This is a genomic window from Rhodocytophaga rosea (assembly GCF_010119975.1).
In the GTDB taxonomy this organism is placed as follows: Bacteria; Bacteroidota; Bacteroidia; order Cytophagales; family 172606-1; genus Rhodocytophaga; species Rhodocytophaga rosea.
Window position 1 is genome coordinate 4202287 of record NZ_CP048222.1, and the last position, 16596, is coordinate 4218882.

General features: G+C 42.1%; 12 protein-coding genes. 8 read left to right on the plus strand and 4 right to left on the minus strand.

Annotation, left to right across the window (positions count from 1 at the left end):
• Positions 1–176: 176 nt before the first annotated feature.
• The 3 genes from GXP67_RS17395 to GXP67_RS17405 form a co-directional block, all read right to left on the minus strand.
• Entirely contained in the window at positions 177–812 is a 636-nt protein-coding gene (locus GXP67_RS17395; protein WP_232065255.1) for a transposase, read from the minus strand.
• Between the two features lie 233 nt (positions 813–1045).
• Positions 1046–1795 (minus strand): LytR/AlgR family response regulator transcription factor, encoded by a 750-nt coding sequence (locus GXP67_RS17400; RefSeq protein ID WP_162447959.1) that lies wholly within the window; start codon positions 1793–1795, stop codon positions 1046–1048.
• Between the two features lie 5 nt (positions 1796–1800).
• The gene (locus GXP67_RS17405) at positions 1801–2895 is read right to left on the minus strand and encodes a sensor histidine kinase (RefSeq protein ID WP_197901704.1); all 1095 of its coding nucleotides are present in this window, start codon (positions 2893–2895) and stop codon (positions 1801–1803) included.
• Positions 2896–3222: 327 nt separating this feature from the next.
• Here GXP67_RS17405 and GXP67_RS17410 point away from each other — a divergent pair, with 327 nt between their 5' ends.
• From GXP67_RS17410 to GXP67_RS17445, 8 genes are all read left to right on the plus strand, one after another.
• On the plus strand, positions 3223–3612 hold the full coding sequence (locus GXP67_RS17410; protein WP_162444299.1) for a T9SS type A sorting domain-containing protein: 390 nt from the start codon (positions 3223–3225) through the stop codon (positions 3610–3612).
• Between the two features lie 219 nt (positions 3613–3831).
• The gene (locus GXP67_RS17415; RefSeq protein WP_162444300.1) at positions 3832–6777 is read left to right on the plus strand and encodes a TonB-dependent receptor; all 2946 of its coding nucleotides are present in this window, start codon (positions 3832–3834) and stop codon (positions 6775–6777) included.
• A 19-nt stretch (positions 6778–6796) separates the two neighbouring features.
• A complete protein-coding gene (locus tag GXP67_RS17420; RefSeq protein WP_162444301.1) occupies positions 6797–7033 on the plus strand; it encodes a hypothetical protein in 237 nt (78 codons plus the stop codon).
• Positions 7034–7293: 260 nt separating this feature from the next.
• The gene (locus GXP67_RS17425; RefSeq protein ID WP_162444302.1) at positions 7294–7950 is read left to right on the plus strand and encodes a YceI family protein; all 657 of its coding nucleotides are present in this window, start codon (positions 7294–7296) and stop codon (positions 7948–7950) included.
• Positions 7951–8584: 634 nt separating this feature from the next.
• Entirely contained in the window at positions 8585–9703 is a 1119-nt protein-coding gene (locus GXP67_RS17430; protein WP_162444303.1) for a hypothetical protein, read from the plus strand.
• Complete coding sequence (locus GXP67_RS17435; RefSeq protein WP_162444304.1) at positions 9673–10806, plus strand: Ig-like domain-containing domain; 1134 nt, start codon at positions 9673–9675, stop codon at positions 10804–10806. The genes GXP67_RS17430 and GXP67_RS17435 overlap by 31 nt, the downstream gene beginning before the upstream one ends.
• A 40-nt stretch (positions 10807–10846) precedes the next feature.
• A complete protein-coding gene (locus tag GXP67_RS17440; RefSeq protein ID WP_162444305.1) occupies positions 10847–11893 on the plus strand; it encodes a sugar phosphate isomerase/epimerase family protein in 1047 nt (348 codons plus the stop codon).
• A gap of 90 nt (positions 11894–11983) precedes the next feature.
• Positions 11984–14899 (plus strand): PQQ-dependent sugar dehydrogenase, encoded by a 2916-nt coding sequence (locus GXP67_RS17445; RefSeq protein ID WP_162444306.1) that lies wholly within the window; start codon positions 11984–11986, stop codon positions 14897–14899.
• 177 nt (positions 14900–15076) lie between these two features.
• Here the strand turns inward: GXP67_RS17445 and GXP67_RS17450 are convergent, their stop codons facing one another.
• The gene (locus tag GXP67_RS17450; protein ID WP_162444307.1) at positions 15077–16528 is read right to left on the minus strand and encodes a dihydrolipoamide acetyltransferase family protein; all 1452 of its coding nucleotides are present in this window, start codon (positions 16526–16528) and stop codon (positions 15077–15079) included.
• Positions 16529–16596: the final 68 nt, after the last annotated feature.

The window sequence follows — 16596 nt, forward strand, 5'->3', positions numbered from 1 at the left end:
GATTTTGCGTAAAAAGCGAACTGAAAAAGCAAGCAGCAGTAAGGCCACCCAATTGATGGCTTTCTTTTCAAATCTAATTAATAGTGCTTTAAAGCTGTCCATCCAAGCATTAGCGTGTTCAATAACGGTTCGATATTTATATAGCTCTTCATCAAAATACTGATAATAAACAGTTTCTACTGCCCCATTTCTTGGATAGTGGCAATGTTAGCTTCTATTTCTTTTTCCTTGCATAGTTTTCTCAACTCTTGTGAATCAAAACCTGCATCTGCATTCAAAAACAAACCTTTTATCTCTATACCTGCTTTGGAGAGCATCTCACAGAGTTCTTCAAATAAAGTCTCAATATTAAATAGATCATGGTGCTGACCTTCTTGTGGGCTGGCACAAGCTAACATTTGCCCCTGATTATCAGCTAAAAACAAAGAATTAGTCGTCTTAGCCGCTTTTCTCCCTTGATAACCCACTGCTTCTCCTCCTTGCTTACAAATGGTATGGCTGCCATCCAACTGCCCACTTGACAAATCTAATTTATCCTTATGGGCCGATAAAATGGCTATCCATACTTTGGTCCAACTTCCGTCTTTGACCCATTCATTATAATGATAATACACTCCCTGCCAGGTAAGGCTTTCTGCGGTAAAAAATTGTTGTAAGGGCAATAATCTCCATTGGCAACCTGTTTTTAACCGATATAAAATCAAGCCTACCACTGCTCTCATCAATTCTGTACTACATTCTTTGCCCCGCAAGCCTACCGAAAGATTTGCTAATATGTATTTATCTATGCTATCTTTATCTAAGATTTCCATTGAGTATGTTATTTTATGCTTTGCAACACAAAATTCACACTTGTTTGGAAATCTTTTTCATTATCCTAAACAGCTTCGATACTTATTCCGGCAATAAAATCACTTTATGAACAGAAATATGTAATTCCGATAGGAATGGGAATAAAAAAGGAGAGAATAATTAATATTGAAGCCTCTTGATCCGCACCGAATGAGAAATACAACTATAAAAATTTCTGCTTAGGTATATTGGGTTAGCTTGTCCAGCGGCTGAGGAACTGGCTGAATGCATCCTTGTACTGGTCGCTTACGGTGATGGTAATATCTCCTATTTGTACGCTATTTTTGGTAATGGCTTTTACTTGTTCCAGGGAAACAATAAAAGACCGGTGAATCCGCATAAACCGCCTGGCTGGCAGCTTTTCTTCCAATGCTTTGAGGCTGGTTAAAGTAAGAATAGGATTTTTATTTCCCTGTACATACACTTTTACATAATCTTTTAATCCTTCAATATAAAGAATGTCTTTAAAGGCTACCCGTACCAGCTGGTATTCTACTTTCAAAAACAAATATTCTTCCTCCGGTTCTTCCTTTGCGGGAAGTGCCAATGGTATAGTTGGTTGCTGGAAGCGCTCTGCATAAGAACGGGCTTTGTTGGCGGCTCTTAAAAACTCATCATAGCCAAAGGGTTTCAACAGATAATCGAGGGCATCTACTTTATATCCTTCTATGGCATACTGGTTAAAAGCAGTAGTAAAAATAATTCTAGGACCTGTATTGGCTCCACTGCGGTCTAGTACCCTGGCGAGTTCGATCCCATTCAGATCAGGCATTTGAATATCTAAAAAAATAAGGTCTACCGCTTGTTCATGTAGTCCACGCAAGGCTTCTATCGCACTGCTGTAACGGCCTGCCAGCTTTAAAAAAGGCGTTTGCTCAATAAACGCACACACCAGGCCCAAAGCCAGGGGTTCATCATCTACAGCAATACAACTGAGGGTAATAAGGGTCATGACAGATCAAGGGTTAGGTGAACCAGATATTCATGTTGGGTAGTATCTTCAGCTACAGATAAATTATAATGATCAGGATACAGCAAATCTAGCCGGCGGCGGGTGTTAACTAAACCAATGCCATTGCCTTGCTCCAGAGATTTGTTTTGTTCGGAGAACATAGTATTACGAACCTTTACTTCCAGCTGGCCGGGTTGCTGCTGCAATGCAATACTAATGCGGCTGGCATGCAAGGAACTTACGCCATGTTTAAAGGCATTTTCTACAAAAGGAAGCAGGATCATAGGCGCAATTTGTACATCTCTCAGGGGAGTAGGTTTCTGAAATGAAATTTCCACCTTATCTGTCAGGCGCAATTGCATGAGCTCGATATAATCCTGGATAAAAGCAATTTCCTGGCTCAGCAATACCATATCTTTTTGGGTATCATACAGCACATAGCGCATCATGCGGGAGAGTTTAAGCAAGGCTTGCCTGGACGATTCCACATTGAGCATGGTGAGCGCATAAATATTGTTGAGGGTATTAAAAAAGAAGTGCGGATTGATCTGTGCTTTCAGAAATGAAAGTTCGGAATTAGTCCGCTGCTGTTCCAGGGTTTTGCGAAGCAAGGCTTCTTCCTGCCGCAGCAAGGTATCTTTCTGAGACTTCTGTACGGCAGCTATGGTAGTACCAATGCCTAAGGCCATTAAAGTACTGAAAAAGGGAAAGGTTAATGCCCACAAAGGAACGCTTTTGCTTTCACCGGGAATATGCTTTTCCGGATGAAACGCCTGGTGCATCAATGTTGGCAAATTCAGGGAGTATTCGGTTAACCAGATCAGGGCGATCACGACAAGAGTGGTTCCAAAAGCAGATAAAACGAACAGATTGATTTTATTTTCGAATAAAAATTTTGGCACCCAAATCAATATATTTATATAGAAAGCTCCTATCCACAAACAGAACAATATTCCTTGCTTTATCCAGAACTCGGCAGGCAGGGTCACATTCATATTGAGTGGCGAAAATACCAGCAGCATTAATCCCAATAATACCCATACTAATCCGTGAACCAGGAATAAAGGAAGACGACTGAAAATACTTGCCATGGCCATTCAAGTTTATCTAAGTAAATAAATTACACGCAAAGGTACAAGCACTAACATTCAGAAGGGAAATTAATCTACCACTTCCCCATATCTACCGATGGCAGGGCAGTTTTTTACCTATTATCTGGCTGTAACCTGTTATCAAACAGCGTAAATCACCGCTTATCGGCCCAAATCTGTAGATGGTCGGCATTTGACGGCAGCAGGTCTATCGCATTTTTTCTATACAAAAGCAGGCGTTTACTTTGGTTCATCAATCAGCCGGAACAGGCACTGATACAATCAAATTTAAAACACGAATCATACACATTTTAAACAACGAAACTTATGAAAACGCTATTTGCCTCCCTATTCATTGCCCTTACTGTAAGTGCTTCTTCTCTTACTTTTGCCCATTCTTCCAGCGATCCACTTCCATTAGATGCTGCTGTGGTGGTTCGTGCGCAGGACATGAAAATTGATGTAATTACCCAGGCCGGTACACAGGAAAACATAGTGATCCGCTTAAAGGATGCGGATGGCCACACCCTGACCAAAACAACGGTAGAACAAAGTGAGAAGGCTTCTCTTTCCCGTTTTGATGTATCAAACCTTTCCGATGGCGTGTACAAAGTAGAGATCAGCGATGGCATAACTAAGCAGGTAAAAGATTTCACCATTCAAACGACCATACCAACTACGTCTGTTGAGCGTACTATATCGCTTCCTGCACTCTAATCACCTTTAGAAATTTACATACAGCCAGGTTATTAGTAGACCTGGCTGTATGTAAATAAAGCACAAATTCCTGATTTTATCCCATCCGGTCATCGGTTAAAACAGGCTAGTCGTCGGTGTCTCCCGGTAAGCAGTCTATTGTATTTTTTTGCGATAAGCCCTACTTGTACCTTTGTTTTATTCCATCACGAAATATATAAAAAGCTAAAATACCCATCCATGAAAAAGGTTTTAATTCTGCTGACTTTCCTAGGCTACTGTCAGTTTCTGTTGGCACAAACTCCCGCTGGCAATGGCCAGCCTGGTGCCGAAGCCACAGCCAGATTAGTAACAGCAGGTAAAGGACGAATTTCTGGAACCGTAACGGATGCCAGTAATAGCGAACCTGTTGCTTATGCGACTGTTGCCCTGATGCAGCCATCCAGCAAAACACCTGTGGATGGAGCTGTAGCAGATGAGAACGGTAAATTTTCTATTACTAAAGTAGCAGAGGGAGACTATAAAGTAGTGATTTCTTTTATAGGTTATGAAGACAAAGTGATAGACAATATCAAGGTTTCCGATAACAAAGCAGAAATCAACTTAGGAACCATTAAAGTAAGCCCTACGGTGCAGGAATTAAATGAAGTGACTGTACAAGGGCAAAAAGACCTGATTGAAGAAAAAGTAGACCGCACTGTATATAATGCCGAAAATGATGCCACCAACAGAGGAGGCGATGCTACCGATGTATTGCGGAAAGTACCCATGTTATCCGTTGATTTAGATGGCAATGTGTCTATGAGAGGCAGCCAGAACCTGAAAGTATTAATTAACAACCGTCCTTCCACCATTACAGCCGGAAGTGTAGCAGATGCTTTAAAACAAATTCCTTCCGACATGATTAAATCCGTAGAGGTGATCACTTCGCCTTCTGCTAAATATGATGCCGAAGGTTCAGGCGGTATTATCAACATCATCACCAAGAAGAATAATTTACAAGGCTTTTCGCTGAATGTAGATGGCAGCGCTGGTACCAGAGGTTCTGATCTGCGGATGCAAGGCAGTTATAATAAAGGCAAGATGGGCTTTACCTTAGGTGGTGGCGGAAGATTTGGATATAACATCAAAGGAGAATTTGACAATACCCAGCAAACCTATTCCTACGATGAAAGTGGTATTCTGACAGGTACATTCTTAAATACCCAGCAGGCATCTACCAGAAATCAGTTTTTGTTTGGCCGCTATAACTTCGGATGGGACTACAATATCAATAAGAATAATTACCTCAACGCTTCCGTTCAGTTTGGTGCCCGTAACCGCAATACCTACCAGGATAATTTATTTACCCAATCGTATCAGAATGATGCCTTTATTGGGAGCGGCCTTCGTAATGTAGATGTATCGGATTTATCCAATAATGTAGACGTGAACCTGAACTATACTCATAATTTCAGTAAGCCCGGACAGGAACTGAGCATCCTTTCTCAGTATAGCCGGAATAATGCCACTAACAATTTTATAAATTCCGTTTTACAGGAGGATGATTTATCGATAACAAGCCGGTTAAAAAACCTCAATGAAAGCTATAACCAGGAAACTACTGTTCAGATCGATTATCAGACACCGCTTGCTAAAAATCAAATGCTGGAACTGGGTGCAAAAGACATTATCCGCCAGGTAACCAGTAATTTTACCTACTATGCGGCTGATGGCCCTACCGGAGAATATGTTCCTTTAACAGACACCAGGCTTACTAATGTGTTTAATTACGATCAGAATGTAACCTCAGGATATTTGTCGTATACGCTTAACTTTTTAAAGGATTATACTCTAAAAGCAGGCTCCAGATATGAATATACGACCATCAATGCTAAGTTTCAGCAGGAACAGGATGAGATTACCATTCCTTCGTATGGAACCCTGGTGCCTAGTGTAAATATTTCTAAAAAGTTGAAAAATGGTAATACATTAAAAGCCGCTTATAACCGTCGTATTCAGCGTCCTTCCCTGCAATTTTTAAATCCCAATGTGCAGGCTTCCAATCCGCTTTCCGAAACGGTGGGTAATCCTGACCTGAGACCAGAGTTTACCAATAACTATGAAGTAGGCTATAATACTTATATCAAAAAAACATCTTTGTCCTTTTCGGCCTTCATGCGCAATACCACTGGGTCTATCCAGGCAAACAGAACCCCGGTTGGAGATGTGATTCGTACCACGTATGAAAACATTGGGAAAGAAGATGCCTATGGGTTGAGTGTATTCGGCAATGTGAGTCTTTCCAACAAACTGAGCTTTAATGCAGGCACAGATATGTATTATGCAGTGCTGAATAACAATGTATCGAATGCTATGTACAAGGCAAGCAACGAAGGATTTGTGTACAATATCCGGGGGATGGGTAGTTATACCATTGGCGATGGCTGGGGATTACAATTATTCGGATTTTACCGCGGCCGGCAAGTGCAGTTACAAGGTTTTCAGGGAGGATTTGGTATCTATAGCCTGAGTTTGCGGAAAGAGTTCAACGATAAAAAGGCAAGCATTGGCTTCGGTGCTGAGAACTTCTTTACTACGGCTGTGAAAATGCGCAGTGAACTCGCTTCTCCCATACTTACTCAATCTAGTGTAAATACCATGCGCAATATGAGCTTTAAAGTTACGTTCAGCTACCGTATCGGTAAAATGACCATGAATACCAGACGTAGTAAATCGGTAACAAATGATGATTTAAAAGGCAATGAAGGCGGCGGAAATGCACAGGAAAGTGGCGCACAAATGGGAGGCGGACAGCCGCAAACACCCAGAGGCACACAAGGACAAATGCCTGCTGTACTGCCTAAAGGAACACAAAACACTAAGCCCAATACTACGCCTGCAGATAGTACCCAGACAGAAAACGCTGCTCCGGCAGAACTGAGCGGAAAATGGGCTGGCAAAATGGGTATGTTTGATGCTACCTTCAACCTGAAAGCAGCAGGTGATCAGTTAACCGGCACTATGTCTACTCAAATGGGAGAAACTCCGATTACCAATGGAAAAATAACCGGCAATACCTTTTCCTTCACGGTATCTGTAAATGGCAATGAAATTCCTTTTCAGGGAAAACTGGAAGGTGGTCAACTGTTAATAGATACTGAATTCAGAGGCAATCCTGTTAGAGGAAATTTTATCAAGCAATAATATATTCATATACCACGCTATGTCTTTACCCTGGATACATTCGCCTTACTTAGATATTGATTCGATTGCCAGTAGAATTTATGGAACCACCAGCAAGTGGCATACCTATCGTCTGCGCCAGAAAATACAAGGAAGCCTTCCTTTCGAATCCTGGGAAATTGAACTGCTGAATGAAGTCAAGGAAGAGTTGCTTTCTTATGTAGCACCCAGTTCAACCAGTCTGGGGATACAAACAGAAGCAAACCGGCAATCATAGCATGGGGTAATTGCGCTTTCTGGTAGAAACAGCAGTAGCTATTCAGGTAAAGTTCCAGTTGACAGTGAGAACAATTCAAGCTATCGGCTGAAAACGGCAAATGATCGATTTTTGTGGTCAAGCCATCTATTTCATTTTTAATATTTCCAATAAGATTGTTAATTTGGTAAGATCCTGTTATATATTATAAGTCAGTAACAAGAACTCCAATTTAAATTCATTTTTTCTCTATTTACCCTTTTAATCAATTTAAACTAAGTATGAAAACATTTAGAATTTTCTTGAGTGTATGGGCTTTAGCCTTCATTTTTAACTATAGCAACCTGGTTGCCGGAGTTGATCCTGGTAAAAATCCAGCCAAAGGTTCAAGCCTGGCTGTAGATCCTGCAAAAAGCACATTGACCTGGAATGCTAAAAAAGTAGGTGGTGAACATACCGGCAATGTAAAACTCGCCAAAGGCACACTCGACGTAAAATCTAATAAACTGACCGGCGGTACTTTTACCATGGATATGCCTAGCATCACTGTTACGGACGTTACCAATGAGGGCATGAATGGCAAATTAACCGGTCACCTGAAGTCTGAAGATTTCTTTTCCGTAGAGAAAAACCCAACTTCTACTTTTACCATCACCAAAGCAGAACCTATTGCAAAAGCCAAAGCAGGGGAAGCCAATTACAAGATCACAGGCAATCTGACTATTAAAGGCATTACCAATACCCTTACTTTTCCGGCAACCGTAAACCTGACCGGAAACAGTGCTCAGGCTACTGCTAAAATTGAAATTGACAGAACCAAATATGATATTAAATACCGGGCGGCTATTATCGGAACAGCCGCTGATAAAATTATTGATGATGTATTCACCCTTGATGTGAAACTCGTAGCCGGTAAATCTGAAACAGCCAGCAGATAAAAAATCGCTGCTTTGGTTTCCAAAATTCCGTTATCTCATTACAGGTTTAACGGAATTTTGGCTTTATAGAAGATATTCATTGCCTATAAGTAAGTGAACAGTTTAAAGTATAAAGTTGAAAGCGGTTAATCCATTATATAGCACATCATTATTGCTCGTAAATTTTAGACTTATAGATAGAGAATCAAGTAGCGTATAGTTCACTGGATTAGTATAATATACCTTAGGCAATTGAGTTTGCATATTTTTTAGGATAGTTTTGAAACCATATTACTTACATATTTATAATAAGCAAAAGTGCGGCTGGTAGTGCAGCAATAGCGCGGACTTTTTTGGCTTTGTGCGTGAGCCGGAGGATGGCGCGATGATTTTATCTGGCGTAAAAAAGTCTCTATTGGTGCTGCCTTTTTCTTTTGTTACTTTTCTTTTGGGCATGCAAAAGAAAAGTAAGATGGCGTAAGTACTTGACATACACATTACTTAAAAGAAACCGTAGTTTAAGAAGCTTTTTATGCAAACTCTATTGGCATATAAGTAGCGAGCTATTTAAATCATAAAGTTTAAATCCCGGTAATGTGCAAGTAATTGATAAATAATTACTAAATTATACCTTCAAACCATTCCTTTACCTGATATGAAAAAAATATATTACCTCCTGATGGCAGCAGCTTTTTGCACTACCCTGCTGCTGATGGGCGCTAACCGCTCCGTTAAAAATGCGTATGGCTTTGAGAATGGAACACCTGCGATCCAGTCCATGAATGCGCTCGCCTTCGGACCAGATGGAATTCTGTTCATTGGTGATTCTAAAAGCACAGCTGTGTTTGCCGTTGACACCAAAGACAAGATGGCGGTAGCAAAAGCCACTGCTGTTGAAATCAAAAATCTGGATCAGAAAATAGCCGCCCATTTAGGTACGGAAGCCAAAAATATTACTATCCAGGATATGGTAGTAAATCCGGTATCCAAGAAAATATATTGTGCGGTACAACACAGCGATGGTACCCCTGTACTGCTTAGTTTGGAAGGAGATAAGATACAAGCGGTTAGTTTAAAGAACGTGATGTATAGCCGGGTTTCTATCGCCAATGCACCAGCCGCAGATGCAAAAGATAGGGGTGGCCGTTCCTTACGGGAAATGGTGATCTCAGATCTGAACTTTGCCGACGGAAGTATCATGGTAAGCGGACTTTCTAACCAGGAATTCAGCTCTACCTTCCGGAAAATTCCATTTCCTTTCTCAGACAAACAAGAACAGGCTTCCCTGGAAATATATCATGCTGCCCATGGAAAGTATGAAACCAATGCTCCGATCAGAACTTTTACCACAGCTGAGTTGAATGGAAAAAAATACCTGGTCGCCAGCTATACCTGCACCCCACTTGTATTATTCCCTCTAGATGAATTAAAGCCTGGCAAACATGTAAAAGGCAGAACCGTTGCTGAATTTGGTGCTGGAAATTCGCCTCTTGATATGATTACCATGAAGAAAGGAGATGATACATTTCTGGTAATGGCAAACAGCAACCGTCCGGTAATGCGGGTAAAATATAAAAGTATTGAAGCTTATGAAGGTTCACTTACCGAACCCATCAAAGAGAGTTATGCCACTGCCGGCGTGGATTTTGTAAATCTGCCTGCGGTGAATGTGGTGCAACTCGACAAATTAGACGATAGCCAGGTAATGGTACTCCAGCGCAGAGCCAATGGCGACCTTGACCTATGGACTGCCTCTGCGGAAAGATGGTTTTAAATAGAAACATACAGATCAGGTTCTTTTTAGCGCAGAGCCTGATCTTTTATTTTTTACTCAGTAGTTGTTCCAGCAATAGTGATCAGCCCTCCTCTATCTCCATTCGGTGGGAGCAAGACAAAGCTACCGGTTTGCATGTTCCGCTGAGTTTGCTAGCCCATACATCTAAAGATTCAATTAATAAGTTGTTGCACGTTCATGTAGATAGCGAAAAAGCCCAGCCTGCCATACTTGGCGAATGGAGTAATATGGATGAAACCCTCTTGTTTGAACCATTGATTCCGTTCACCCGTGGTTTAACGTATGAAGTCCGCTTAGGAGAGCAATCACTGGAAAAAATTCAAATTCCTTCAACTGAGGCCGCCGATGCGCCTATGGTTGTATCGGTATATCCTACTTCAGATACATTGCCGCACAACTTGCTGAAGATGTATGTGCAGTTTTCACAACCCATGCAGGAAGGCCAGGCATTAAAGTATATACAATTAATCAAGAATGAGACGGATACGGTTCGATCAGTATTTTTGGATTTGCAACCTGAATTATGGAATACCGACCGGACCTTGCTTACCCTCTGGCTTGATCCAGGTAGAGTTAAACGCGATCTTCAGCCTAATAAAACGATGGGTGAGCCGCTGCAAAAAGACGCTCGTTATCAATTATTCATCCAGCCAGACTGGCAAGACGTGAATGGTGCTGCTTTACAACAAAAGTATCGTAAAGATTTTGTGGTCATGCAACGGGATAGCTTGTCTCCGGATATTACAAAGTGGGCTATACAGGTACCTAAAGCCGGGAGTACAGCACCGGTAGAAGTGGAATTTCAGGAATCTCTGGATTATGCATTACTCAATCATGCAGTACATATTATAGATCAGAATGGCAATCTGGTTGAAGGTAAAGTAGATGTAAGCAGCAATGAAACTATATTAAATTTTACTCCTGCTTTCCCCTGGAAAACTGGCACATACCAACTGGAATGCGAAGCCAGGCTGGAAGATATAGCCGGAAATAACCTGAACCGTGTGTTCGACAGGGATATTAATCTGGTAAAGTCAGATTCTTCTAAAGAAGTTTTTACAAGAACATTTCAAATTCAATAAAATAAATACAATTCGATTAAACCTAAACTCAATTCACATCATGAAAAACCATGACATTTCCAGGCGGCAATTTTTAGGCACGACCGCTCTATCCTTAGCAGGCATTGGGCTAGCCACTTCCTCTACTTTTGGTATGCCGGCCATCATAAAAAACCTGGGCAAACCCAATTCAAAAATCAACGGGGTACAAATAGGGGTGATTACCTATTCATTCCGGGATTTGCCTGATCAGAGTGCAGAAGCAACATTACAATATATTTTAGACTGTGGAATCAGTGCGGTTGAATTGATGGGCGGTCCGGCAGAGTCATTTGCAGGTGCTCCAAAAAATCCGGTGAATATGCAGGCTATTTTTCCCCTGATGCGGAAGCGGTACGAAAAACAGGAACTTACGGCAGATGAAACAAAACAATTAGATGAAGCAGATGCCCAGCGGAAAGCTTATCAGCAGGAAGTAACCAAATGGCGGCTCTCTGCCCCAATGAATAAGTTTGAACAAATGCGCAAAATGTACAATCAGGCGGGCGTTCAGATTTATTGCTTTAAACCAGATGCTTTTAATATACAAAGTTCCGATGCGGAGATTGAATATGGCTTGAAGGCTGCTAAATTACTTGGAGCCAGTCATGTTTCGCTGGAACACCCAAGTAACGATGCACATACCCTGAAATTAGGTACCATGGCTCAAAAGCATGGAATGAAAGTGGCTTACCATGGACATGAGCAGCAAACGCCTACTTTCTGGGATACGGCACTTACTCAGTCGCCAGCCAATGCTTTAAACCTGGACATCGGCCATTATACAGCCGCTGGCTACAATGCGGTTGAGCTCGTGCAGGCCAAACACGACCGCATTCTCAGCATGCATATAAAAGACCGCCAGAATCCTGCAAATGGAAAAGGGAATTTGCCCTGGGGAACCGGAGACACACCCATCGCTCAGGTACTGCAATTGATGAAAAAAAACAAATATACTTTCCCGGCTACCGTTGAACTGGAATACAAAGTTCCGGAAGGTTCTACTTCTGTAAAAGAGGTAACCAAATGTGTGGAATACTGCAGAAAGGCATTAGAAAAAAACACTTAGGATTCAATCATTCCTTCATCTTTTCAAGCACCTTAGCGGTGCTTTTTTATTCAAGAAAGCAATCATTATTAACCTAACTTATTTAATTGAATGGCAAAACAAATGTATTCGATCAAAACGCTCTTGTATGGGCTTGGATTGTTGTTGCTGGTGGTTGGCTTTTGGTCTTTCACTTCAAAGCCAGGTAAGATTCAAGTTTCGCAGGAGAAGCCGGAAGAGAACCGTTTCACCAAGACTATTCTCGCCGAAAAACTCGATGAACCAATGGAGTTTATTATACTGGAAACAGGAAAAATCATGTTTGTAGAGCGTAAGGGTAATTTGAAAATGTATAATCCGGAAACCAGGCAGGTAAAAACCATTGCTTCTATTCCGGTAAATACCAAATATACCAGCAAAGAAGGCAGAGTAACAGAAGGAGAAGATGGCCTGCTGGGCATTGTACAAGACCCTAATTTTACACAAAACCACTGGATCTACCTGTATTATTCACTTCCCGGAAGCGAAGCAAAAAATATATTAACCCGTTATGAACTGAGGGGCGAAGAACTGGTGATGGATTCTAAGAAAGTGCTGTTGGAGATTCCTACACAACGGGAGCAGTGCTGCCATACCGGAGGCGGAATGGTATTCGATGCCAAAGGAAATCTCTATCTTTCTACCGGCGATAATACCAGTCCCAGAGCTACTGGTTTCGATCCTATTGATGAACGGCCTGAGCGCGGCCCCTGGGATGCCCAGAAGTCTTCAGGCAATACCAATGATCTACGCGGCAAAATTATCCGTATTCATCCGGAAGCAGATGGAAGTTATACCATTCCGGAAGGCAATTTATTCCCGAAAGGCACTGCCAAAACCCGTCCGGAGATTTACACCATGGGACACCGGAACCCATGGCGTTTAAGTATCGACAGCAAAACCGGCTATATATACTGGGGCGAAGTAGGCCCGGATGCCAGTCAGGATTCTCTGCACAGGGGGCCCAGAGGGCATGATGAATTTAACCAGGCCCGCAAAGCTGGTAATTTTGGATGGCCGCATTTTATTGGAGACAATAAAGCCTACATTGATTTCGATTTTGCTACCAACACTTCGAAAGCTCCTTTTGACCCGGCCAAGCCTGAGAATAATTCACCCAATAATACAGGTTTAACGCAGTTGCCACCAGTACAAAAAGCGTTTATCTGGTATCCGTATGGTGCCTCTTCAGAATTTCCTATGCTGGGCAGTGGTGGCCGCAGTGCGACCGGAGGACCTGTTTTCCGGAAAGCAGACTTTGTTGGTGCCAAACGGCCATTTCCAGATTATTATGAGGGCAAATGGTTCATTGTAGATTTTATGCGGGGATGGATCATGGTGGTTACAATGGACGAACAAGGCAATTACCAGTCGATGGAGCGTTTTATGCCCAATGAGAAATTTTCCAGTGCCATTGATATGAAGTTTGGTCCGGATGGAGACTTGTATATTCTGGAATACGGCAGTGCCTGGTTCCAGGGCAATGATAATGCTCGTATTGTGCGCATTGATTATAATGCCGGAAATAGAAAGCCCATTGTACAAGCCTCTTTAGATAAAAAAGCCGGTTCGCTGCCGCTTAAAATACAGTTATCGTCTAAAGGTACAAAGGATTATGACCGGGATGCATTGACCTATAAGTGGGAAATTACTTCCAACAAAAAGGCTTTTAAAACGTTTGCTGAGCCTAATCCAACAGTTACTTTCGATAAGCCCGGTGTGTACATGGCTACCTTAACCGTTACCGATACAAAAGGAGAAACAAATAGCCAGACGCTGGAAATAAAAGCAGGAAATGAGCCGCCGGTTGTAAACTTAACCATTACCAAAGGCAATAAAACTTTCTTTTTCCCCAATCAGAATATCGGATATACAGTTACAGTCAGTGATAAAGAGGATGGTTCACTGTCCAATAGCAAAATTACGCCTGCCCAGGTATCCATGAGCATTGATTATACGCCAGAAGGATTTGACCAAGTGGAAATAGCCATGGGTCACCGCAGTGCCGATGAATCTGCTGGTTTAGCTACCGGACAAAAACTGATGGATGCCAGCGATTGTAAATCCTGCCATACCGTAGACAAAAAGTCGGTAGGACCTTCTTTCAAACAGATCGCCCTCAAATACAAAAATGAAGCAAGTTCTACAGATTATCTGGCCAAGAAGATCATTTCCGGAGGTGCAGGTGTTTGGGGCGAAGTAGCCATGAGCGCCCATCCGCAACTCTCTGTGGCTGATGCAACGGAGATGGCCAAATACATTCTGAGTTTGTCTGAAGAAAAACAGGTTGCCAAAAAGCTTCCTTTAAAAGGTAACTATGTAACTGCTATTCCTGCTGGAGAAAGTGATAAAGGTAATTACCTGCTAAGAGCGGCTTATACAGATAAAGGCACCAGTAATGTTCCTGGCATCACGACAGAAAAAGTGATACTACTTCGCAATCCGGCAGTGCAGCCAGAAACAGCCGACACGGCCAAAGGAACCCAGCTCAATACCACGCCAACAAAATCTTTTCAACTCATAGGTTCAGGTTCTTATGTTGGTTTCCGGAAAGTAGATCTGACAGATGTGAAAGCGATAGAATTTCTTGCAGTGGCTTCTTCGCGGAATGAAGCTGCCGGTGGAATGGTGGAAGTGCGTTTAGGTTCGCCAACAGGAAAACTCTTGGGGCAAACGCCGGTAATTGAAGTAACCGATCCCATCAGAGCGATGCAAAATGCACAAGCGAGCGCTGCTACAACAGCAAAACCAAATACGCCAACACCAGCTTCAACCGCACCTCCGGCTGGAGGCGGAATAAGTGCTATGATGCGGCGGCTGGCAAAAAATTTACAAGCGCCTATTCCGGCTACTACCGGCATACATGATGTGTATTTTGTCTTCACCAACGATAAGGCCCGCAAAGACCAGGTGATTATGCAAGTAGTCGAAATTCGTTTTGCAAATAATACTGATACTAATTCCGCTTCTGCTCCAGCGGTAAAATAAATTGTAAAACACAGCCGGCAATCTATACCCTGGCTGCGCTTTTAGAGGCTATGCCAAATTATTAATAAAGTGTTGGGTTTGAGTTGAAGTTATGATTAAATAAAGAGAGGTGCTTTCAGGCACCTCTCTTTATTCATTGTTGGATCAATTGTCTATCATTATCAATTAACCAAATTATTAAAACACTTTTCTATGTAAGTCATAACCTTCCAGATAATCGGCTACCTTCCGGACGAACATTCCACCTAATGCACCATCTACTACCCGGTGGTCATAGGAATGAGAAAGAAACATAAAATGACGGATACCAATGGTATCGCCTAAGGGAGTTTCAATCACCGCCGGCTTTTTCTGAACCGTGCCGAAAGCCATAATGGCGATCTGAGGCTGCACAATAATAGGCGTACCCATTACATTTCCGAAAGAACCTACATTGGACATGGTATAGGTTCCTCCAGACAGGTCATCAGCGGTCAGTTTGTTTTCACGGGCCCGGCGTGCCAGATCATTCACCCGCTTGGTTAACCCTACGATATTAAGCTGATCTGCATTTTTAATTACTGGCACAATCAGGTTTCCGCTTGGTAAAGCCACGGCCATTCCTATATTTATATCTTTTTTCACAATGATTTTATCGCCCTCTACAGAAGCATTCACCATCGGATAATCTTTCAGGGCTTTGGCTAGCGCTTCTATGAAGATAGGAGTAAAGGTAATGGCATCTCCTTCTTTGGCTTTAAACTCATTTTTAATCCGGTTGCGCCAGAAAACAATATTGGTTACATCGGCCTCTACAAAAGAAGTAACATGCGGAGAAATCCTCTTTGAATCTACCATGCGCTGGGCAATCATTTTACGCATACGGTCCATCTCAATAATATCAGCCTGGCCACTGTAAGAAACAGTAGGCGCAAGCACAGCCGGCTGACTGTCTACAGATTTATTAACTTTTTCAGGTACTGGCGTAACAGATGGTTTAGAAGTTTCTGGCTGGGGAACTTCGTTAACCTGTGAATTTATTTGCTTATTTTCATAATCTGCCTCTTTAGTTGCTGGAACTGCAATTTCTGTAATAGCCGGTATATCGTTCGGGCGATTAGCAATATAGTTTAGAATGTCTTTTTTTGTTACCCGTTTATCTGCTCCGGAACCAGGAATATATTCCAATTCTTGCATAGGAATATTCTCCTCTCTGGCAATAGTGAGTACCAATGGAGAGTAAAAACGTCCGGAAGCGGGCTTAGAAAGGGGGCTAAATCCATTGCTGGCGGTCATACTGGTAATTTGTGATTCGAGTATGCTGGCTTGTTTTTCTTCTTCCTTGGTTTCCTGCTGAGCTGTTGTAGTTACAGGAGCAACTATTCCATTACTTCCATTTGAAGCTTCAACATCTGTACTGATAATAGCAATGGCTTTACCTATTTCCACCACCTGTCCCTCCTGAGCGAGTATTTCCTTTAATATACCTCCATGAATAGCAGGCACTTCCGTATCAACTTTATCGGTAGCCACTTCCAGTACTGATTCGTCCTGTTCAATTTTGTCACCTACTTTCTTAAGCCATTTCAGAATAGTTCCCTCCATGATACTTTCACCCATTTTGGGCATCAACATTTCGATTTGTGCCATATCTTTATTGACAATTACAAGTTTAACTAATGAACAAGCTTTTTTAAAATATAGCTAGTTTAGCCTGA